We start from the raw sequence: 18,393 nt of genomic DNA, 5'->3' as shown, positions 1-18,393 counted from the left end.
GGCTCAGGCCTGGCGGAAGGTCATGTAATGGGGGTCTCGCCCCTCGCGGAGCGCCTTCTGCTCGTAGCGGGTGGAGAGCCAGTCGGGCCAGGCCTCCCCGATCGGGTGCTCCACCCGGGTGAAGCCGGCCTTCGGCACCTCGCGCAGCGTCTGCTCGACGTAAGACGGGATGTCGGTGGCCACCCGGAACTCCGCGCCCGGCGCCAGCACCCGGTGCAGCGCCGTCAGGTATCCTTGATTGACGAAGCGGCGGCGGTGGTGCCTCCGCTTCGGCCAGGGGTCGGGGTAGTTGAGGAAGGCCTTCTCGATCCGCCCCTCCGGCAGCACGTCGAAGAGGTCGCGCACGTCGCCGGGGTGGAGGGCGAGGTTCTCCACGCCCGCCGCGCGGATCTTGCCGAGCAGCATGGCGATGCCGTTCACGAAGGGCTCGGCGCCGAGGATCTGCACCTGCGGGTTCCGCGCCGCCATGTGGACGAGGTGCTCGCCGCCGCCGAAGCCGATCTCCACCCAGACGGGGCGGCCGGGGAAGAGGGCGCCGAGGTCCAGCGGCCGCCGCTCCGGGTTCTCCTCGCGGGAGACACCGGGCAGGGTGAGGGGGCCGAGATCGCTCTCCAGCGCCTCCTTCTGGCCCGGGCGGAGCGTCTTGCCGTGGATGCGGCCATAGAAGTTGCGCCAGGGCGTCCCGTCGGGGCCGGCGCCGTCGCTGTCGGGCCCGTGGGGTTCGCCGGGGGCCCTGCTCTCATCGTCATGGGTGTCGGACATGGCGCCGCCCTCTAGCAAGGGCGGCGCGGCCCGGCAATGGCCGTGCAGGCGCGCCGGTCAGGCGCGCCCGTAGGCCTCCGCGATGGCGACCTGCAGCGAGTCCTTCGGCGTCCGGTCCGTCCAGCTGACCAGCTGGAAGGCGGGGTAGAAGCGCTCGCAGCTCATCACGGCGGCGCCGATCATCGTGTCGATCTGCTCGGCGCTGGCCGTCTGCTCGCCGCCCATGACCAGCCCGTAGCGCCAGACCATCAGGTTCTGCTCGCCCCACCATGCGAAGCTGCCGGCCCAGCACATGTCGTTGACGCTGTTGAGCAGCTCGTAGAGCGCCGGCATCCGGGCCTCGGGCGGCTCCATCTCGAAGGTGCAGATGAGCCGCAGCGTCTGGTCGTAGGCCGACCAGGCGAGGGTGATCGAGTAGGTGCGCCACTGGCCCTCCACGGCCATGGCGATCTGGTCGTCGGCAATGCGGTCGAATTCCCATTCATGGCGTTCGGCCAGATGCTCGACGACATCGATCGGATCGATCTCGTCTGCCTCGAAATATCGCTCGGAAAGCGTCATGGCGGCCTCATATGTTTTGTAGCGCCGACGCGTCGAGCCGCCTCAAGCGCTATGTGCCTGCTCTACGGAAGGTGAATGATTGCACTTCCGCTACGAGATATGGTGGGAGAGCGTGACACGTCTGTAAAGGAGATTCTTGGGGACAACTCGATGCGCCCGCCGCCCCGCCGCCAAATGCGGCAGCGTCACAGCCGCGTCAGCAGAACCCCCGCCGCGATCAGCCCGGCCGCGACCCAGCGCCAGCGCTCCACGGGTTCGCGCAGCACGACCGCCGCGATCAGCGCCGCGAAGAGGATCGACGATTCCCGCAGCGCCGCGACGAGCGCCAGCGGCGCCTGCGTGAAGGCCCAGACGGCGATCCAGTAGGCGCCGAGCGACATCGCCCCCGCCGGCAGCCCCGTCCGCCACGCCGCGCCGAGCCCGCGGAAGGCGGCGCGCCCGGTGGTGAGCGCCGCTGCGGCGGCCATCAGCCCGGTGTCCACCAGCACCATCCAGAGCACGAAGCCGGAGGCGGTGCCGGCCACCCGCGCCCCCACCCCGTCCGCCAGCGTGTAGCTGGCGGTGAAGGCGGCCGTGGCCAGCGCGTAGCCGAGCGCCGTCCTGCTGACCCGCGCCCCGCTGCCGCCCTTCACCGCCATCAGCAGCACCCCGGCAGAGATGGCGACGATGGCGGCCAGCGCCGTGGGGCCGAAGCTCGCGCCCATCCAGAGCGCGGAGACGGCCATGACGATCAGCGGCGCCGTCCCCCGCGCCAGCGGGTAGGCGAGGCTGAGATCGGCGTGGGTATAGGCCTGCGTCAGCATCAGCTTGTAGCCGGCATGCAGCGCCCCTCCGGCCAGCACCCAGCCCCAGGCTTCGGGCGCCGGCGTCGGCACGAAGGGCAGGAGCGGCAGCGCGATCGCCCCCTGCACCAGTGCCAGCAGCAGCATGGAGGCCTGCCGCCCCGTCGCCTTCTTGATGACGGCGTTCCACCCGGCATGGAGGAGCGCGGCGGCGAGCACGGCGGCGAAGACGTGGAGGGGCATCGCTCAGCGCTCCTCGCGGGCAGGGGAGGGGTCATGTGCCATGACCTCTCCTCGCCCATTGCCGGGCCGATGAAAAACGAGGATATCTCTGGGCGTCTGTGAGGAAATCGCACATGAAGCGAGGCGCCCTGCCGCTCAATGCTCTCCGCGCCTTCGAGGCGGTGATGCGCCACGGCCAGATGGGGCTGGCGGCGGCGGAGCTGGGCGTGACGCACAGCGCCGTCTCGCGGCAGGTGCGGGGGCTGGAGGAGGTGCTGGGCGTCCGGCTTTTCGACGGCCCGCGCAACCGGCTGGTGCCGTCAGAGGCGGCGCGGGCGCTGCACCCGTCGCTGCAGGAGGGGTTCGACCTGATCGAGGCGGGCGTGGCCCGCACCCTCCGGCAGGAGCGGCAGGCGCTGGACGTCTCCTGCACCTCGACGCTGGCGATGCGCTGGCTCATCCCCCGCCTCGTCGGCTTCCAGGCCGCGCACCCGGCCATCGAGATCCGCCTCACGGCGGCGGACGGCCCGGTGGACTTCGCCCGCCAGCCCTTCGACCTCGCCATCCGCGTCGGCCGGGGGCCATGGCCGGGCGCGGAGGTGACAGAGCTCTTCCCTGACTGCTCGGGGCCCGTCGCCCGCCCGGAGCTGCTGGCGGGGGTGGAGACGCCGGAGAGCCTTCTCGCCCTGCCGCGCCTGCACACCAAGACCCGCCCCACGGCGTGGGAGGAATGGTGCCGCGCCAAGGGCTGGCCCGATCCCGGCACGGGGGGCGGCCGGGAGTTCGAGCACTTCTATTTCATGCTGGAAGGGGCGGTCGCCGGGCTCGGCGTCGCCATCGCCCCGGAGGTGCTGGTGCGAGACGACCTCGCCGCGGGCCGGCTGGCGGCGCCCTTCGGCTTTGCTGGCACGGGGCGGCGCTATGTCGTCCTGCGCCGGCCCGGATCGGGGCGCGCGGCGGCCATCTTCACCGCCTGGCTGGCGGAGAGCTGACGGCCTGCCGCTGGCTTACTCGCCGGCGTGCTTGGCCTCGAGCGCCGAGACGCGGGCCTTCAGCGCCTCGTTCTCCTCGCGGGCCTTCTGGGCCATGGCGCGGACGGCGTCGAACTCCTCGCGGGTGACGAGGTCGCGATCGGCCAGAAAGCGGTCGATCATGCCGCGCATGGCATTCTCCGCCTCGCCGCGGGCGCCCTGCGCCACGCCCATGGCGTTGGACATCAGCTCGGAGAGGTCGTCGAAGATCTTGTTGCGGGTCTGCATCTGGGCCTCCTGGGTCTGTTCCCTTCCATATGGCCCCGGCCGGGCCTGCCGCAAGGGCGCCCGATTGACTTGCGCCCGCGCGCGGAGGAAGGAAGGCGCATGAACGGCATCCCCTTCCCCGACATCTCGCCGGAGATCTTCTCGCTCGAGCTGGGCGGCTTCACCTTTGCCCTGCGCTGGTACGCGCTGGCCTATATCGTCGGCATGGTCATCGGCTGGCGGGTCTGCGTCGCCGCGCTGCGCCGCCCCCGGCTCTGGGCCGGCGATCCCCCGATGGAGCCGGAGGCGACCGAGAGCCTGCTGACCGCCATCGTCCTCGGCGTCATCGGCGGCGGGCGACTTGGCTACGTGCTCTTCTACCAGCCGGCCTACTACCTCGCCCATCCGCTGGAGATCATCCGCATCTGGGATGGCGGCATGTCCTTCCATGGCGGCTTTCTCGGCGTCGTCGTGGCGCTCGTCTGGTTCTCGCGCCGGCACAAGGTGCACCTCGGGCCGGTCGGGGACATGGTGGCGATGGTGGCGCCGATCTCCATCCTGCTGGTGCGCTGCGCCAACTTCATCAACAACGAGCTCTGGGGGCGGCCGACGGATCTGCCCTGGGGCGTCATCTTCCCCGGCGCCGCCGCGCAAGATTGCGGCGACATGCTCACCCTCTGCGCCCGCCACCCCAGCCAGCTCTACGAGGCGGGGCTAGAGGGGCTGCTCCTCGGGGCGATCCTCCTCCTCGGCGGCTTCCGCTGGGGCTGGCTGAAGCAGCGCTGGAAGATCTTCTCCGTCCTGCTGATCGGCTACGGGGCCTCGCGCTTCCTGCTGGAGTTCGTGCGCCAGCCCGATGCGCAGTTCGTCTCGCCCGGCAACCCGCTCGGGCTGGCCCTGCAGGTGAACGGCTGGGGCCTGACGATGGGGCAGCTCCTGTCGCTGCCGATGATCCTCTTCGGCCTCTGGCTGCTCTCCTACTCTCGCCGCAGGGCCGCGCCCGCGTGACGGAGCTGGCGGAGATCCTCGCCGCCCGCATCCGCGCCGCCGGCCCGATGAGCGTGGCCGAGTACATGGGCGAGTGCCTGTTCCACCCCGAGCACGGCTACTACTCCACCCGCCCCGGCATCGGCAGCCGCGACTTCACCACGGCGCCGGAGATCAGCCAGATGTTCGGCGAGATGCTGGGCCTCTGCCTCGCCGCCGCCTGGATGGCCGAGGGCCGGCCGGAGCGCTTCGTGCTCGCCGAGCTCGGGCCCGGCCGCGGCGTGCTGATGGAGGATGTCCTGCGCGCCACCCGCGGCGTGCCCGGCTTCGCGCAGGCGGCCGAGCTGCACCTGGTGGAGGCCTCGCCCGTCCTGCGCGCCGAGCAGGCCCGGCGCCTGCCCGCCGCCACCCACCACGAGCGCGTGGAGGATCTGCCGGAGGGGCCGCTCTACCTCCTCGCCAACGAGTTCTTCGATGCCCTGCCCATCCGCCAGTTCATCCGCGTCGGCCGCGGCTGGGCGGAGCGGGTGGTGGGGCTCAAGGAGGGCGCGCTCTCCTTCGGCCTGACGGAGCCGGCCCCCGTCGCCGCGCTGGCGGGCCGGCTCAATGACACGGCCGAGAGCGACCTCGTGGAGATCTGCCCCATGGCCCCCGCCATCGCCTCCGAGGTGGGGCGCCGCATCGCCGCCCATGGCGGCGCGGCGCTGATCGTCGATTACGGCGGCTGGCTCTCCCGCGGCGACACGCTGCAGGCGCTGGAGCAGGGCGCCTTCGCGGACCCGCTGGCGGAGCCCGGCCGCGCCGACCTGACGGCGCATGTCGACTTCCAGCCCCTCGCCCGCGCCGCCGCCCCGGCGCTCGCCACGGCTCTGGAGGGGCAGGGGGCGTTCCTCGAACGCCTGGGCATCACCGAGCGCGCCCGTGCCCTCGCCGTGAAAGGCGATGCGGAGGCCATTGCCGCCGCCCACCGGCGCCTGTGCCATCCGGACGAGATGGGCACCCTCTTCAAGGTCCTCGGCCTCTACCGAAACGGCAGCGCCCCGCCGCCCGGCCTCGCCGAGCCCTGACGTCCTTCTCGCTTTTCTCGAAATATCCCGGGGGTGTGGGGGCAGCGACCCCACGCACGCCCGCCTCCCCGCAATCCCGCCTCAGGCGATGATGTCCGGCGTCAGCCGATCCTCGATCCGCGAGATCCGGTCCTTCAGCGCCAGCTTCTGCTTCTTCAGCCGCTTGATCGTGAGCACGTCGCCCCGCGGCCCGCGCTCTTCCAGCGCCGCGATGGCCGAGTCGAGATCGCGGTGCTCCTGGCGCAGCACCGTGAGCTCGATCTTCAGAACCTCCGCTTCCTCCAGCCTCTCAGACCCGCTCATCGCGCCCCGCATCTGCCATGTCCCGCCCCGCACCTTATCCCCGCCGCGGCTCCTTTCCCAGCCCGGCCAACCCTTGCGGGGCCGGGGAACGGCGCCCATATTGCAGCGGGCAAGGCCGGGTTGCCGCTTCGGGGCCCGACGCCGCCAGTCGCTTACGAGGACGCACATGACCAAGATCTCGCTTGGGGCGCATCCCTACCTTCTGGGCTTCGAAGAGCTCGAAAGGCTGATGGAGCGCACCGCCAAGAGCGCGGGGGACGGATATCCCCCCTACAATATTGAACAGACCTCACCGCATTCCTACCGGATCACGCTCGCCGTCGCCGGTTTCTCGGAAAATGACCTCGCCATCACGCTGGAGGAGAACAGCCTCGTGGTGCGTGGCCGGCAGAGCGAAGACTCGGACGGGCGGGTCTACCTGCACCGTGGGATCGCCGCCCGCCAGTTCCAGCGCAGTTTCGTGCTGGCGGACGGGGTGGAGATCGGCGAGGCTGTGATGGAGAACGGCCTGCTGCATATCGACCTCACCCGCAAGCCGCCGGAGAGCGTCGTGCAGACCATTCAGATCCGCAAGGGCGGACACACCAAGGGGAGCGCGCAATGAACACGCCTGTCGATATGTCGCGCATGGGCAAGAACGTCGTCTATGTGAAGCCCGTCGCTGTCGCCGACCTGCCTGAAGAGGTGCAGGCCCAGGCCGAGGGGCGCGAGACGCTCTTTGCCGTGCACAACGCCGATGGCCGCCAGCTGGCGCTCGTCATCGATCAAAAGCTCGCTTTCGCCTTGGCGCGCGAGCACGATATGGTTCCCCTGACCATTCACTGAGATAACAGGCGAGGGGCCGTGCCAAGGTCGCGTGACAAGTATTCCAGCGGGCAGATCCTGCTCCACTGGCTCACCCTCGCCGTTCTCATCGTATCATGGGTCAGCCATGACGCGGTGGAGGCGGCGTTCGAACAAGTGGCGGCGACGGGCCCCTTCACGGCCCAGGGACTCGTCCACCGCATCGCCGGGGTCGCCGTTCTGGCCCTGACACTGGTGCGCGTCGGCCTGCGCATGCGCCACGGCGCTCCGCCGGAGCCGAAGATGCCCGGCTGGATGCTGCTCGTCGCGCAGGCCTCGCACTTTGCGCTCTACGCGCTGCTCCTGATGATCCCGATCCTCGGCCTGATCGCTTGGGTCGGCGCCATCGAGAGCGCGGCGGAGCTGCACGAGACGCTGTTCTGGATGTTGGCGATCACCGTCGCCGTTCACATCGGCGCTGCGCTCTACCACCAGTTCATCCGCCACGACGGCCTGCTCCGCCGCATGATGCCGGCCCCGCGCGCGCGTTGACCGAGGGAGGATCGATGACCGTCGCCGTCTGCGCTGCCGTCATTCTCGCGATGATCGCCGCGTCCTTCATCGCGAACCGGAGGCTTCCACCGGCGGATCGGCTGCCGATGCAATGGGGTGTCTCCGGCCGTCCCACGTGGTCGGCGCCGCGCCTTGCCGCGCTGAGCTTCATGCCGGCGCTCGCCGTCGTCACCATCGCGGTGATTTACGTCGCCTCCGGCGGGGCTCTGCCGGGCGGTGCGGTCGTGATCGTTGCCTTCCTCGCGGCGCATCTGCTGCATCTGTGGATGATCGGCCGGCAGCTCGGGCAGGCCTGACGGGCGCCTGCCAGACAAGAATTCTGCCAGACAAGCAGCCGACCAGCCAAGACGCATGCCAGACAAGAAAAGGGCGGCACCCGCGGTGCCGCCCTTCGATCTTCCGGCCGTCCGGTGAGCCTCAGCTCCCGGAGATCAGCCCCATGCTTTCCAGCTTCAGGATCACCTGATGCGCGCAGTTGTCGACGTCGGTGCCTTCCGTCTCGATCCGCAGCTCGGGGTTCTCCGGCACGTCGTAGGGGTCGGAGATGCCGGTGAACTCCTTGATCTTGCCTTCACGGGCCAGCTTGTAGAGGCCCTTGCGGTCGCGGCGCTCGCATTCCTCGATCGGGGTGGCGACGTGCACCTCGATGAAGGCGCCGAAGGCCTCGATGTCCTCGCGGACGGCGCGGCGCGTCGTGGCGTAGGGCGCGATCGGGGCGCAGATGGCGATGCCGCCGTTCTTGGTGATCTCGCTGGCCACATAGCCGATGCGGCGGATGTTGAGATCGCGGTGCTCCTTGGAGAAGCCGAGCTCGGAGGAGAGGTTCTTGCGGACGATGTCGCCGTCGAGCAGCGTCACCGGGCGGCCGCCCATCTCCATCAGCTTGACCATCAGCGCATTGGCGATGGTGGATTTGCCCGAGCCGGAGAAGCCGGTGAAGAACACCGTGAAGCCCTGCTGGCTCCGCGGCGGCCGGGTGCGGCGCAGCTCGGCGACCACTTCGGGGAAGGAGAACCAGTCGGGGATCTCGAGGCCCTCGGCGAGGCGGCGGCGCAGCTCGGTGCCGGAGATGTTGAGGATGGTCACGTCATCCTTGTCGGCGATCTCGTCGTTCGGCTCGTACTGGGCGCGTTCCTGCACGTAGACCATGTGCTTGAAGGGCACCATCTCGATGCCGATCTCGTCCTTGTACTTCGTGAACAGGTCCTGCGCGTCGTAGGGGCCGTAGAAATCCTCGCCCTGGCTGTTCTTGCCCGGGCCGGCATGGTCGCGGCCGACGATGAAGTGCGTGCAGCCGTGGTTGGCGCGGATCAGGCCGTGCCAGACGGCCTCGCGCGGGCCGGCCATGCGCATGGCGAGGTTGAGCAGCGACATGGTGGTGGTCGACTGCGGGTACTTGTCGAGCACCGCCTCGTAGCAGCGCACGCGCGTGAAGTGATCGACATCCCCCGGCTTCGTCAGGCCGACGACGGGGTGGATGAGCAGGTTCGCCTGGCTTTCGCGTGCGGCGCGGAACGTCAGTTCCTGATGGGCGCGGTGCAGCGGGTTGCGCGTCTGGAAGGCGACGACCTTGCGCCAGCCGAGCTTGCGGAAATAGGCGCGCAGCTCGTTGGGCGTATCGCGGCGGGCGCGGAAATCGTAATGCACGGGCGGCTGGATGCCGGTGACGGGGCCGCCAAGGTAGACCTTGCCGGCGTGGTTGTGCAGGTAGTTCACCGCCGGGTGGGCGCTGTCATCGGCGCCGAAGACCATCTCGGCCTCCTTCGCCTTGTTCGGCACCCACTTGTCGGTGACGGTCATTGTGGCGAGGATGACGCCTTCCTGGTCGCGCAGGGCAATATCCTGCCCGGGCTCGAGGCCTTCCGCGAATTTCTCGGAGACGTCGAGCGTGATCGGCATCGGCCAGAGCGAGCCGTCTTTCAGGCGCATCGTCTCGACGACGCTGTCGTAATCACCTTCGGAGAGGAAGCCCTTCAGCGGGTAAAATCCGCCGTTCATCAGAAGTTCGAGGTCGCAGATCTGGCGGGGGGTCAGGTCCCACGAGATCAGGTCACCGGCCGCAACCTTCAGTTTCTGGGCGCTGTCGTTGGAAACGTAGAGTTCGGGAATGGGTTCGAGATTTGATACGGTGGTCATATGCGTGCGGCCCTGCGTGCGAAATGCTGTTGCGAGGCGGTGCCTAGTTGAGGCTCGGTTTCCGTGCAAGTGAGGCCGCCCGGAATTGCAGCATTGCGCCTGCGGAATGGCTCGGCGGCGACAATTTACGGCCAGGGCGCCGCAGAACCCGTCACCTCGAGCGCGCCCGCCCAATCGAACAGCACCACGTGTTCCAGTTCCGGCCGCGTGCGCGAGCGGTAGAGGAGGCCGCGGGCGCCGGCGCTCCGGGCCGCGTCGGAGAGCGCCCAGGTCGGGGCAGGGCGGTCCATTTCGTGCCACGCGGCGCGGGCAATCTCGTCATTGCGCAGGTCGGCGATGCCGTCCGTCCGCAGGTGCAGCTTCTGGATCAGGCGGGGCGGATCGTCCGGGCCGAGATAGCGGGCGAGGGCGGAGGCGGCGCCTGCCTCGCTGAGGGAGAGGTAGAGCGCCGGCTGCCCGGTGTGGTGGAACCGCCCCTCCGGCGCGCGGACCGGCGCCAGAGGGTTCGGGTGCGCGGCCCAGAGGATGCGCCAGGCCGGCGCGTCGAGGCGGATCACTCCGCCGCAGCCACCGGGTCCGCCGGGATCTGGGCGGTGTCGATATCGGCCTCGGTCTCGGCGAGGAACTTCTCGGCGTCTAGCGCCGCCATGCAGCCCATACCCGCCGACGTCACCGCCTGCCGGTAGATGTGGTCCGTCAGGTCCCCCGCCGCGAAGACGCCGGGGATGGAGGTGCGCGTCGAGCCCGGCTCGACCTTCACGTAGCCGCCGTGATGCGTCACCAGCTGGTCCTTCACCAGCTCGGAGGCCGGCGCGTGCCCGATGGCGATGAAGACGCCCTTGGCCGCGATCTCGGTGACCTCGCCCGTCTCGACATGGCGCACAGTCACGCCCTCGACGCCCAGCGGGTTGTCCTCGCCCTTCACCTCGTCGAGCTCGTGGTGCCAGAGCACCTCGATCTTCGGGTGCTTGAAGACCCGATCCTGCAGGATGCGCTCGGCGCGGAAACTGTCACGTCGGTGCACCAGCGTCACCTTGCTGGCGAAATTGGTGAGGAAGAGCGCCTCTTCCACGGCCGTGTTGCCACCGCCGACCACGACGATCTCCTGCCCGCGGTAGAAGAACCCGTCGCAGGTCGCGCAGGCGGAGACGCCGAAGCCCTTGAACTTCTCCTCGCTCGGCAGGCCCAGCCACTTGGCCCGGGCGCCGGTGGCGAGGATCACGGCATCGGCCGTCACCACCGCGCCGCTGTCGCACTTGGCGGTGAAGGGGCGGCGCTTGAGGTCGAGCTCGGTCACGATGTCGGAGACGATCTCGGTGCCCATCTGCTTGGCGTGGGCCTCCATCCGCTCCATCAGGCCGGGGCCGGTGAGCTCGAGGTCTCCGGGCCAGTTCTCGACATCGGTCGTCGTCGTCAGCTGGCCGCCGGGCTCCAGCCCCTGGATCAGCAGGGGCTCCAGCATGGCGCGGGCGGCATAGACGGCCGCCGTGTAGCCGGCGGGGCCGGAGCCGATGATCAGAAGGCGGGTATGCGTGGCGTCGGCCATGGCGGGCTCCTTGGCAGGGAGAGGATCGAGGCAAGGATATAGGGTCGCCGGCGCGGCGGGGAAACCCCTTGACCCGCACGCACCGCCGCGCCATCAGCACCGCCCGCGTCAGACCGGATATTGCGCATAAAAGACATATTATTGCGCAAACCCCGGCCGGGGCGTAGGATATGTATGTGCGAGTGAGCGGAGGCTTGGATGCCGGGGACCAGACTGGACGCGATTGACCGGAAGATCCTCGCCGAATTGCAGGCCGACGGGCGGATGACCAACGTCGAGCTCGCCAGCCGCGTCGGCATCTCCGCGCCGCCCTGCCTGCGCCGCGTGCGCGCGCTGGAGGAGCAGGGGCTGATCCGCGGCTACCATGCCGATGTCGATCCGCGTCAGCTGGGCTTCGAGGTCACGGTGTTCGCCAGCGTCGGCCTCGTCAGCCAGGCGGAGGTGGACCTCAGCGCCTTCGAGAACCGCTGCCGCGCCTGGCCGCTGGTCCGCGAGTGCCACATGCTCAACGGCGAGATCGACTTCCTCCTGAAGTGCACCTCGCCCGACCTGCGCACCTTCCAGCGCTTCCTGACGGAGGAGCTGACGGCCGCGCCGAACGTCGCCTCGGTGAAGACCTCGCTCGTCATCCGCGACGCCAAGGACGAGCCCGGCGTGCCCTTCGAGGTGCTGGAGGCGCGGCTGGCGGAGTAAGGGGCGAGTCGGGGTTGCGCTGGCTTGCCTTGCCCCGTCGCCCCGGTTCCGACAGCGCCAGACCTCCGTCCCACGCCCCCCGCCACAGGCGCCGCGCTCGCACGCCGGCCCGTGGGGTGGCGCTCCGCCCTGGCCGCGGTGCGCTTTATTCCAGCCACGCCCCTCTCCGCGGTCCGCTCAGCGCGTACGAAAGCCAGAGCGCCAGCCCGCCGGGACGGGCCGGCGCTCGCGCGGCGCCGGCGGCTTGATTCCGCGCGGGGGGAAGAGCGGCGCCCGGGTCTCCGGAGCCCTCGCCCCGGGCGAGCCCCCGTAGAGTGGGTTTCCAACCCACCTTCCCGGCTTCTGTTGGAGTGAGGCTCCCTCCCACACCACTCGCCAAAGGCACCGCCCTCGCACGCCGGGACGGGCCGCCCTCGCGCGGCGCCTGCGGCCTTAAGTCAGCGCGGGGGAAGTCGCGGCGGCGCGGGGCATCGGACCGTGCCCGCCCCCGACAGCTCTGGCTGAAGGCCGCCCCTCAGGCGACGTTCACCATCTCCAGGTCCGCCCGTCGCAAGCGCGGCATGGAGGTGGGGCCGAAGTCGGCGAGGCTGCGGCGGTGGGGGAAGCAGGAGAGAAACATCTCCTCCAGCTCTCCCGGCAGACCGAGGGTCTTGGCCGGGCCGGGATGGTAGCTCTCCACCTCCAGCCCGTTCACCGCGAAGCGCTCATGCCCCTCGAAGGCGAGGTGGTAGACCGGCACCGGGACCTGTGGCGTCAGCTCGATGAAGCCCAGATCGTCGAGGAAGTCGCGCGCCGGCATCAGGGCCCGGTCGGCCCCCGTCAGCCGCCGCACGCCGGGGGCGGAGAGCAGGATGCGGGCCGCCGGCCCCAGCACGAGGTCGGACATGGGGCGCGCGATGCCCAGCGTGTCGGCGGGGATGCGGATCAGCCGGCGCATGGCCCGCGACTGGCCCTTCGACTGCGCGTGAATGAGGGTGGAGCCCTTCCAGAGCAGCGTCTCGAAGTCGCCGCCCGCGACGCGCACCTTGTCGCCCGGCAGCACGTCCTCGATGGCCACGGTTCCGCGATCCGTCTGCAGCAGGGCGCCGCGCGCGACGGCGCTGAAGGCCTCGTCGAAGACGGGATGGGCGGGCACGAGGCGGGTGAAGTCGAGGATGTCGCCCCGGTCGTCGAGGCAGGCGACCTCAATCTTGCGCAAGAGAGGCTGTGTGCGCTGAGGTCGCCCGTCGACGCGTGATAGACGGTCGGTCGCGGCCGGAAGGCTCGTGTGATCTGCCACGGGGCCCGTGGCAGGCAGGGGGATCGTCATGGTTGCGCCTCTTTTCAAGGCTCACCTGTCGGCCCCCACCGACAACAGCTGAGGATCGGATGCTGCGTGGCAGGAGGGAAACAGACAGGAGCCGGGCTGTCAAAGATTTCTGAAATTTGTTCTCATCTCCCGCGCCAAGCGGGCAGATGGCGGGAAGATTGTCCGCCCCGCGTGGACAGCGCCGTCCGGACCGGCCGGCGCGATTCGTCCTAGCTGCCGGTGCGGCGGCGGGCACCGCTGGCGGCCGGAACGGGCACGGGAGCGGCGGCCGGCGACGTCTTGCGGCGGGCGATCATCGCCGCCCGGCGCAGGCCGCGCTCCCAGGGCATGCGGTGGCGGCAGGCCTCGGCGTCGCGCAGGCGGGCGACGATCCAGCGGGGGGGTGTCTTCATGGCAGCTCTCCTCCTCGGGCTTTGAGCAGTCGCCCAAGGCTCCGCCATCAAAGGGGCGCGATTACGGCCCCGGGCCGGCAGCATGATGGAGATGGCGGGGGCGGCGGCCCGCCTCAGAGCCGGATGGCGGAGATCAGCCGGCCGTAATCGGCCTCGCCCTCGTGCGTCGCGCGCCGGTAGGAATAGAAGCGCGCCTTGTCGGCATAGGTGTCGGCATAGGTGCAGTGCCCCGTCCACTCCGCCTGCCCGACGCCGGCCCGCCGCAGCCGCCAGAGCCCGTAGCCCGGCAGGTCGAAGAGATAGCGGTCGCCCTCGCCCCCGGCGAAGAAGCGCATCGCCTCCTCGTCATCGGCGCGCACATCCTCCATCAGCTCCGGGCCGACCTCGTAGGCGCGCTGCGAGATCGTCGGCCCGACGACGGCGCGGATGCGCCCCCGCTCGGCGCCGAGCGCCACCATCGCCTCCACCGTGTTCTCCAGCACGCCCGCCAGCGCCCCGCGCCAGCCGGCATGGGCGGCGCCGATGACGCCCGCCTCCGGCTCGGAAAGGAGCACCGGCTGGCAATCGGCGGTGAGGATGGCGAGCCCCAGCCCCGGCGTCGCCGTGACCATCGCATCGGCCTCCACCGGCACCTCCGGCGGCGCCTCCAGCGTCACCACCCGGGGCGAATGCACCTGCGTCACGCCCGCCAGCGCCTCCGGCTCCAGCCCCAGCGCCCCGGCGGCGCGGGCCCGGTTGAGCGTCACCGCCTCCGCCATGTCGGCCGAGCCGCGGCCGCAGTTCAGCCCGGCATAGATGCCCGACGATGCCCCCCCGGCCCGGCCGAAGAAGCCGTGCCGCACCGGCAGCGCGTCCGAGGTGATGATGTCGAGGCTGGACATGCCCCCATGCCTGCCCGCCCCCGCGGCCGTGGTCAAGGTGGACGCGGCGCGCCCCCGCCCATTGCGGGGCAGGCGCGGGCGCGTATAGTGCCGCCTCCGAAGGCAGGGGGCGCGATATGGCCGAGGTCGGCATCATCATGGGCAGCCAGTCGGACTGGCCGACAATGAAGGCCGCGGCCGAGGTTCTGGGCGAGCTCGGCGTGGCGGTGGAGACGAAGATCGTCTCCGCCCATCGCACGCCGGACCGGCTGTGGGACTACGGCAAGGGCGCCGCGGGGCGGGGGCTGAAGGTCATCATCGCCGGCGCCGGCGGGGCGGCGCACCTGCCGGGCATGATGGCCTCCAAGACCCGGCTGCCGGTGATCGGCGTGCCGGTGCAGACGAAGGCGCTGGGCGGCGTCGATTCCCTCTATTCCATCGTGCAGATGCCCCGGGGCTACCCGGTGGCGACCATGGCCATCGGCGGCGCGCTCAATGCCGGGCTCATGGCCGCCGCGATCCTCGCCCTCTCGGACGACGCGCTGGCGGCGCGGCTGGAGGCGTGGCGCGAGGCCCTCTCCGCCTCCATCCCCGACGAGCCCTCCGATGAGTGAACCTCTCGCCACGCCGCTCCCCCCCGGCGCCCGCATCGGCATCCTCGGCGGCGGCCAGCTCGGCCGGATGCTGGCCATGGCGGCCGGCAAGATCGGCCTCTCCCCGGCGATCCTCGACCCCGCCCCCGGCGCCCCCGCGGGGCAGGTCGCGCCGCTGACGGTGGCCGACTGGGCGGATGCCGAGGCTCTGGCCCGCTTCGCCGCCTCGGTCGACGTTGTGACCTACGAGTTCGAGAACATCCCAGAGGCCGCGCTCGACGCGATCGAGGCCGTCGCCCCCCTCCACCCGCCCCGCCGCGCCCTCGCCGTCAGCCAGGACCGGCTGGTGGAGAAGGAGTTCCTCGCCTCCCTCGGCCTCTCCACCGCGCCCTTCGCCCCGGTCGATGACGCCGCCAGCCTTCAGGCGGCGCTGGAGCGGATCGGCACCCCGGCGATCCTCAAGAGCCGCCGCCTCGGCTACGACGGCAAGGGGCAGGCGCGCCTCTCCGGCGCCGAAGACGCCGCCTCGGCGCTGGAGGCGATGGGCGGCGCGCCGGCGATCCTCGAAGGGTTCGTCGAGTTCTCCTGCGAGATCAGCGTCATCGCCGCGCGTGGGGCGGACGGCGCCGTCGCCGCCTTCGACCCCGGCGAGAACCGCCACGAGGACGGCATCCTCCGCCGCACCCGCGTGCCGGCCGACATCCGCCCCGGCCTCGCCGCCGATGCCGTGCTGCTGGCCGGCCGCATCCTCAACGCGCTCGATTACGTCGGCGTCCTCGGGGTGGAGCTCTTCGTCACGCCCGCCGGCCTCGTCGTCAACGAGATCGCGCCTCGCGTCCACAATTCCGGGCACTGGACGCAAGCCGGCTGCCTCGTGGACCAGTTCGAGCAGCACATCCGCGCCGTAGCCGGCTGGCCGCTCGGCGACGGGACGCGCCACTCCGACGTCGAGATGGAGAACCTCATCGGCGACGACATGGAGCGCGTCCCCCGTCTTCTCTCCGAAGGGGCGGACCTGCATCTCTACGGCAAGGCCCAGACGCGCCCGGGCCGCAAGATGGGCCACGTCAACCGCCTGATCCGCCACCCCGGCACCTGAGCGCCCCGGGGCCGCGCTCGCGCCCGGCCGTCATTTACCCCGCCCCGGACGCGGTCTAGAACCCGGCCGGCAAAGAGGAGCATCCCCATGTCCGCACACGGCGATCCGATCCCGATGGTCTCCCGCAAGGGCCCGGCGCTGACGGGCGTGGCGGAGGTGCCGGGCGACAAGTCCATCTCCCACCGCGCGCTGATCCTCGGCGCCCTGGCGGTGGGGGAGACGCAGGTGACCGGCCTGCTGGAAGGGCAGGACGTGCTCGACACCGCCGCCGCCATGGGGGCCTTCGGGGCCGAGGTGGTGCGCCACGGGGCAGGGGCGTGGAGCGTCCATGGTGTCGGCACCGGCGGCTTCGCCGAGCCCCAGGACGTGATCGACCACGGCAATTCCGGCACCGGCGTGCGGCTGGTGATGGGCGCCATGGCGACGACGCCGATCTCGGCGACCTTCACCGGCGACGCCTCCCTCCGCTCGCGCCCCATGGGCCGCATCACCGACCCGCTGGCGCTCTTCGGGGCCGAGGCGCATGGCCGCGCCGGCGGCCGCCTGCCGCTGACGCTGGTCGGCGCCCGCTCCCCGGCGCCGGTGCGCTACACGCTCCCCGTCGCCTCGGCGCAGGTGAAATCCGCCGTCCTTCTGGCGGGCCTCAATGCCCCCGGCGAGACAATCGTGATCGAGCCCGAGGCGACGCGCGACCACACCGAGCGGATGCTGCGCGGCTTCGGCGCCACGCTCTTCGCGGAGGACAGCGCCGAGGGCCGCGTCATCACCCTGCAGGGCCAGCCGGAGCTGCGGCCGCAGAGCATCGCCGTCCCCCGTGACCCGTCCTCCGCCGCCTTCCCCGTCTGCGCCGGCCTGCTGGCGGAAGGCTCGGACGTGCTGGTGCCCGGCATCGGCCTCAACCCGACGCGCGCCGGCCTCTACACGACGCTCCGCGAGATGGGCGCCGACCTCACCTTCGAGAACGAGCGCGAGGAGGGCGGCGAGCCCGTCGCCGACCTGCGCGCCCGCTTCTCTGCGAACATGAAGGGCATCGAGGTGCCCCCCGAGCGCGCCGCCTCGATGATCGACGAGTACCCCGTCCTCTCCGTCGTCGCCGCCTTCGCGGAGGGGCCGACGGTGATGCGCGGCGTCAGGGAGCTGCGCGTGAAGGAGAGCGACCGCATCGACGCGATGGCGGTCGGCCTGCGCGCCGCCGGCGTCGAGGTGGAGGAGGGCGAGGACTGGTGGATCGTCCATGGCCGCGGTATGGGCAGCGTGGCCGGCGGCGCGACGGTGGAGAGCCGGCTCGACCACCGCATCGCCATGGCCTTCCTCGTCATGGGGCTCGCGACCGACAAGCCGATGCGCGTCGACGACGGCGGCCCCATCGCCACCTCCTTCCCGATCTTCGAGCCGCTCATGTCCGGCCTCGGCGCCGCCATCACCCGCGCCAATTCCTGAGGCCCCCGGCCGGCCCCGGCCCGCCTCCCGCCCACCCACCCCGGCGCGCCGGGGCCGGCCTCGCCCGGTCGGGTGAGGGAGGCTGGCGATGTCGCGGGAGGCAGGCGGGGAAAAGGGAGTATTTGAAAAAGGGCGAGAGGGGGCGGGCCCCGGACGGGATCGCTCCAGATCCCTCGTTTCGGCTCGTTTGACGCCTCTGGCGGAGTGCTCCGCCCGGCCCCTCAGCGGTGCACGCCCGGTGCACGGCCAGTGCACGCCGGGTGCAGGCAGTTTCCCGGCGCTCTTGACGGCGGAGCCGGGGCCGTGCAGCACGGGGGCCATGATCTTCACCGTGGCCATCGACGGGCCGGCTGCCGCCGGCAAGGGCACCATCGCCCGCGCCATCGCCGGGCGCTACGGCTTCGCCCATCTGGACTCCGGCCTGCTCTACCGCGCCGTTGCCCGCAAGGCGCTGGACGGCATGAGCGCCGAGGATGCCGCCCGCGGCCTCGACCCCTCCGACCTCTCCGAAGCCGGCCTGCGCACCGCCGCCATCTCCTCCGAGGCCAGCCGCGTCGCCGCCATCCCCGAGGTCCGCTCGGCCCTCGTCCACTTCCAGCGCGCCTTCGCCCGCTCCGAAGGCGGCGCCGTCATCGACGGCCGCGACATCGGCACGGTCATCTGCCCCGAGGCGGAGGTGAAGCTCTTCGTCACCGCCAGCCCCGAGGTCCGCGCCGAGCGGCGCTGGAAGGAGCTCACGGGCTCCGGCGCCGACACGACGCTGGACGCCGTCCTCGCCGATGTCCACGAGCGTGACCGCCGCGACGCCGAGCGTGCCACCTCTCCGATGATCGCGGCCGAGGATGCCCTCCAGCTCGACACCTCCGCGATGAGCATCGACGAGGCCCTCGCCGCCGCCGCCGCCCATGTCGAGGCCCGCCTCCCCCGCTGACCGGGCCCCTCCGCCCCTGCTGCTCTCGCCCTTTTCCAAATACCTCTCGGGGGGTCCGGGGGGCAGACAGCCCCCCGGTCCGACGCCCGCCAAGCGCGATCCCGCCCGCCGCGCCG

23 protein-coding genes are annotated in these 18,393 nt (G+C 71.2%); 12 read left to right on the top strand and 11 right to left on the bottom strand.

The annotated features are described in order from the left end of the window. Positions 1 to 3: 3 nt before the first annotated feature. The 3 genes from trmB to GY170_RS13580 all read right to left on the bottom strand — a co-directional run bounded on the left by trmB (position 4) and on the right by GY170_RS13580 (position 2,348). Complete coding sequence (gene trmB / locus GY170_RS13590; protein WP_163894540.1) at positions 4 to 762, bottom strand: tRNA (guanine(46)-N(7))-methyltransferase TrmB; 759 nt, start codon at positions 760 to 762, stop codon at positions 4 to 6. 57 nt (positions 763 to 819) lie between these two features. Next, on the bottom strand, positions 820 to 1,323 hold the full coding sequence (locus GY170_RS13585) for a type III secretion system chaperone family protein (RefSeq protein ID WP_163894538.1): 504 nt from the start codon (positions 1,321 to 1,323) through the stop codon (positions 820 to 822). 185 nt (positions 1,324 to 1,508) lie between these two features. After that, complete coding sequence (locus GY170_RS13580) at positions 1,509 to 2,348, bottom strand: EamA family transporter (protein WP_163894537.1); 840 nt, start codon at positions 2,346 to 2,348, stop codon at positions 1,509 to 1,511. A gap of 113 nt (positions 2,349 to 2,461) precedes the next feature. Here GY170_RS13580 and GY170_RS13575 point away from each other — a divergent pair, with 113 nt between their 5' ends. Continuing rightward, on the top strand, positions 2,462 to 3,319 hold the full coding sequence (locus GY170_RS13575) for a LysR substrate-binding domain-containing protein (RefSeq protein WP_163894535.1): 858 nt from the start codon (positions 2,462 to 2,464) through the stop codon (positions 3,317 to 3,319). A gap of 15 nt (positions 3,320 to 3,334) precedes the next feature. Here GY170_RS13575 and GY170_RS13570 read toward each other — a convergent pair whose 3' ends face one another. Next, complete coding sequence (locus GY170_RS13570; protein WP_163894533.1) at positions 3,335 to 3,586, bottom strand: accessory factor UbiK family protein; 252 nt, start codon at positions 3,584 to 3,586, stop codon at positions 3,335 to 3,337. Positions 3,587 to 3,685: 99 nt separating this feature from the next. Here GY170_RS13570 and lgt point away from each other — a divergent pair, with 99 nt between their 5' ends. Beyond that, positions 3,686 to 4,573, top strand: a complete 888-nt coding sequence (gene lgt, locus GY170_RS13565) for a prolipoprotein diacylglyceryl transferase (RefSeq protein WP_163894531.1) — start codon at positions 3,686 to 3,688, stop codon at positions 4,571 to 4,573. After that, positions 4,570 to 5,619 carry a class I SAM-dependent methyltransferase gene (locus GY170_RS13560; protein ID WP_163894529.1) on the top strand — a complete coding sequence of 350 codons (1,050 nt, stop codon included), beginning with the start codon at positions 4,570 to 4,572 and terminating at the stop codon, positions 5,617 to 5,619. The genes lgt and GY170_RS13560 overlap by 4 nt, the downstream gene beginning before the upstream one ends. An 81-nt stretch (positions 5,620 to 5,700) precedes the next feature. Here the strand turns inward: GY170_RS13560 and GY170_RS13555 are convergent, their stop codons facing one another. Next, positions 5,701 to 5,922 carry a YdcH family protein gene (locus GY170_RS13555; RefSeq protein WP_163894527.1) on the bottom strand — a complete coding sequence of 74 codons (222 nt, stop codon included), beginning with the start codon at positions 5,920 to 5,922 and terminating at the stop codon, positions 5,701 to 5,703. Between the two features lie 166 nt (positions 5,923 to 6,088). Between GY170_RS13555 and GY170_RS13550 the strand changes: the two genes are divergently transcribed. From GY170_RS13550 to GY170_RS13535, 4 genes are read left to right on the top strand one after another with little or no spacing between them, the layout of a single operon-like run. Continuing rightward, complete coding sequence (locus tag GY170_RS13550; protein ID WP_163894525.1) at positions 6,089 to 6,526, top strand: Hsp20 family protein; 438 nt, start codon at positions 6,089 to 6,091, stop codon at positions 6,524 to 6,526. Then, the gene (locus tag GY170_RS13545) at positions 6,523 to 6,747 is read left to right on the top strand and encodes a DUF1150 family protein (RefSeq protein ID WP_163894523.1); all 225 of its coding nucleotides are present in this window, start codon (positions 6,523 to 6,525) and stop codon (positions 6,745 to 6,747) included. The genes GY170_RS13550 and GY170_RS13545 overlap by 4 nt, the downstream gene beginning before the upstream one ends. Before the next feature lie 18 nt (positions 6,748 to 6,765). Then, the gene (locus GY170_RS13540) at positions 6,766 to 7,257 is read left to right on the top strand and encodes a cytochrome b (RefSeq protein ID WP_163894521.1); all 492 of its coding nucleotides are present in this window, start codon (positions 6,766 to 6,768) and stop codon (positions 7,255 to 7,257) included. A gap of 14 nt (positions 7,258 to 7,271) precedes the next feature. Then, positions 7,272 to 7,574 carry a DUF1648 domain-containing protein gene (locus GY170_RS13535; RefSeq protein WP_163894519.1) on the top strand — a complete coding sequence of 101 codons (303 nt, stop codon included), beginning with the start codon at positions 7,272 to 7,274 and terminating at the stop codon, positions 7,572 to 7,574. Between the two features lie 121 nt (positions 7,575 to 7,695). Here the strand turns inward: GY170_RS13535 and GY170_RS13530 are convergent, their stop codons facing one another. From GY170_RS13530 to trxB, 3 genes are all read right to left on the bottom strand, one after another. Further along, positions 7,696 to 9,414: a bifunctional sulfate adenylyltransferase/adenylylsulfate kinase gene (locus tag GY170_RS13530; RefSeq protein ID WP_163894517.1), complete on the bottom strand. Its 1,719-nt coding sequence runs from the start codon at positions 9,412 to 9,414 to the stop codon at positions 7,696 to 7,698. A gap of 125 nt (positions 9,415 to 9,539) precedes the next feature. Next, positions 9,540 to 9,971, bottom strand: a complete 432-nt coding sequence (locus GY170_RS13525) for an RES family NAD+ phosphorylase (protein ID WP_163894515.1) — start codon at positions 9,969 to 9,971, stop codon at positions 9,540 to 9,542. Then, positions 9,968 to 10,960, bottom strand: a complete 993-nt coding sequence (gene trxB, locus GY170_RS13520) for a thioredoxin-disulfide reductase (RefSeq protein ID WP_163894513.1) — start codon at positions 10,958 to 10,960, stop codon at positions 9,968 to 9,970. The genes GY170_RS13525 and trxB overlap by 4 nt, the downstream gene beginning before the upstream one ends. A gap of 198 nt (positions 10,961 to 11,158) precedes the next feature. On the opposite strand from trxB, the gene GY170_RS13515 reads away from it, so the two are divergent. Next, positions 11,159 to 11,653, top strand: coding sequence for an Lrp/AsnC family transcriptional regulator (locus tag GY170_RS13515; protein WP_163894511.1), 495 nt, complete (start codon positions 11,159 to 11,161; stop codon positions 11,651 to 11,653). 514 nt (positions 11,654 to 12,167) lie between these two features. Here GY170_RS13515 and GY170_RS13510 read toward each other — a convergent pair. The 3 genes from GY170_RS13510 to pgeF form a co-directional block, all read right to left on the bottom strand. Beyond that, positions 12,168 to 12,851: a Hint domain-containing protein gene (locus GY170_RS13510; RefSeq protein WP_163894509.1), complete on the bottom strand. Its 684-nt coding sequence runs from the start codon at positions 12,849 to 12,851 to the stop codon at positions 12,168 to 12,170. Between the two features lie 320 nt (positions 12,852 to 13,171). Then, complete coding sequence (locus GY170_RS13505) at positions 13,172 to 13,354, bottom strand: hypothetical protein (protein WP_163894507.1); 183 nt, start codon at positions 13,352 to 13,354, stop codon at positions 13,172 to 13,174. Positions 13,355 to 13,467: 113 nt separating this feature from the next. Next, entirely contained in the window at positions 13,468 to 14,235 is a 768-nt protein-coding gene (gene pgeF, locus GY170_RS13500; RefSeq protein WP_163894505.1) for a peptidoglycan editing factor PgeF, read from the bottom strand. Positions 14,236 to 14,351: 116 nt separating this feature from the next. On the opposite strand from pgeF, the gene purE reads away from it, so the two are divergent. The 4 genes from purE (at position 14,352) to GY170_RS13480 (ending at position 18,277) form a co-directional block, all read left to right on the top strand. After that, positions 14,352 to 14,828: a 5-(carboxyamino)imidazole ribonucleotide mutase gene (purE, locus tag GY170_RS13495; protein WP_163894504.1), complete on the top strand. Its 477-nt coding sequence runs from the start codon at positions 14,352 to 14,354 to the stop codon at positions 14,826 to 14,828. Next, positions 14,821 to 15,906, top strand: coding sequence for a 5-(carboxyamino)imidazole ribonucleotide synthase (locus tag GY170_RS13490; RefSeq protein ID WP_163894502.1), 1,086 nt, complete (start codon positions 14,821 to 14,823; stop codon positions 15,904 to 15,906). Before purE ends, GY170_RS13490 begins: the two co-directional genes overlap by 8 nt. An 87-nt stretch (positions 15,907 to 15,993) precedes the next feature. Beyond that, complete coding sequence (gene aroA, locus GY170_RS13485; RefSeq protein ID WP_163894500.1) at positions 15,994 to 17,346, top strand: 3-phosphoshikimate 1-carboxyvinyltransferase; 1,353 nt, start codon at positions 15,994 to 15,996, stop codon at positions 17,344 to 17,346. 319 nt (positions 17,347 to 17,665) lie between these two features. Then, the gene (locus tag GY170_RS13480; protein ID WP_163894498.1) at positions 17,666 to 18,277 is read left to right on the top strand and encodes a (d)CMP kinase; all 612 of its coding nucleotides are present in this window, start codon (positions 17,666 to 17,668) and stop codon (positions 18,275 to 18,277) included. Positions 18,278 to 18,393 lie beyond the last annotated feature (116 nt).

The organism is Pseudoroseicyclus tamaricis, from assembly GCF_012070395.1.
In the GTDB taxonomy this organism is placed as follows: domain Bacteria; phylum Pseudomonadota; class Alphaproteobacteria; order Rhodobacterales; family Rhodobacteraceae; genus Pseudoroseicyclus_A; species Pseudoroseicyclus_A tamaricis.
This window is presented reverse-complemented; position numbering and strand designations above follow the sequence as displayed.

Excerpts from the sequence above, each read along its gene's own strand:
- GY170_RS13545 (WP_163894523.1), top strand. The coding sequence starts at position 6,523 with ATGAACACGCCTGTCGATATGTCGCGCATGGGCAAGAACGTCGTCTAT.
- GY170_RS13480 (WP_163894498.1), top strand. The coding sequence starts at position 17,666 with ATGATCTTCACCGTGGCCATCGACGGGCCGGCTGCCGCCGGCAAGGGC.
- GY170_RS13530 (WP_163894517.1), bottom strand. The coding sequence starts at position 9,414 with ATGACCACCGTATCAAATCTCGAACCCATTCCCGAACTCTACGTTTCC.
- GY170_RS13550 (WP_163894525.1), top strand. The coding sequence starts at position 6,089 with ATGACCAAGATCTCGCTTGGGGCGCATCCCTACCTTCTGGGCTTCGAA.
- GY170_RS13505 (WP_163894507.1), bottom strand. The coding sequence starts at position 13,354 with ATGAAGACACCCCCCCGCTGGATCGTCGCCCGCCTGCGCGACGCCGAG.
- GY170_RS13535 (WP_163894519.1), top strand. The coding sequence starts at position 7,272 with ATGACCGTCGCCGTCTGCGCTGCCGTCATTCTCGCGATGATCGCCGCG.
- GY170_RS13515 (WP_163894511.1), top strand. The coding sequence starts at position 11,159 with ATGCCGGGGACCAGACTGGACGCGATTGACCGGAAGATCCTCGCCGAA.
- pgeF (WP_163894505.1), bottom strand. The coding sequence starts at position 14,235 with ATGTCCAGCCTCGACATCATCACCTCGGACGCGCTGCCGGTGCGGCAC.
- GY170_RS13570 (WP_163894533.1), bottom strand. The coding sequence starts at position 3,586 with ATGCAGACCCGCAACAAGATCTTCGACGACCTCTCCGAGCTGATGTCC.
- GY170_RS13585 (WP_163894538.1), bottom strand. The coding sequence starts at position 1,323 with ATGACGCTTTCCGAGCGATATTTCGAGGCAGACGAGATCGATCCGATC.
- trmB (WP_163894540.1), bottom strand. The coding sequence starts at position 762 with ATGTCCGACACCCATGACGATGAGAGCAGGGCCCCCGGCGAACCCCAC.
- GY170_RS13555 (WP_163894527.1), bottom strand. The coding sequence starts at position 5,922 with ATGAGCGGGTCTGAGAGGCTGGAGGAAGCGGAGGTTCTGAAGATCGAG.
- GY170_RS13575 (WP_163894535.1), top strand. The coding sequence starts at position 2,462 with ATGAAGCGAGGCGCCCTGCCGCTCAATGCTCTCCGCGCCTTCGAGGCG.
- lgt (WP_163894531.1), top strand. The coding sequence starts at position 3,686 with ATGAACGGCATCCCCTTCCCCGACATCTCGCCGGAGATCTTCTCGCTC.
- GY170_RS13490 (WP_163894502.1), top strand. The coding sequence starts at position 14,821 with ATGAGTGAACCTCTCGCCACGCCGCTCCCCCCCGGCGCCCGCATCGGC.
- purE (WP_163894504.1), top strand. The coding sequence starts at position 14,352 with ATGGCCGAGGTCGGCATCATCATGGGCAGCCAGTCGGACTGGCCGACA.
- trxB (WP_163894513.1), bottom strand. The coding sequence starts at position 10,960 with ATGGCCGACGCCACGCATACCCGCCTTCTGATCATCGGCTCCGGCCCC.
- aroA (WP_163894500.1), top strand. The coding sequence starts at position 15,994 with ATGTCCGCACACGGCGATCCGATCCCGATGGTCTCCCGCAAGGGCCCG.
- GY170_RS13580 (WP_163894537.1), bottom strand. The coding sequence starts at position 2,348 with ATGCCCCTCCACGTCTTCGCCGCCGTGCTCGCCGCCGCGCTCCTCCAT.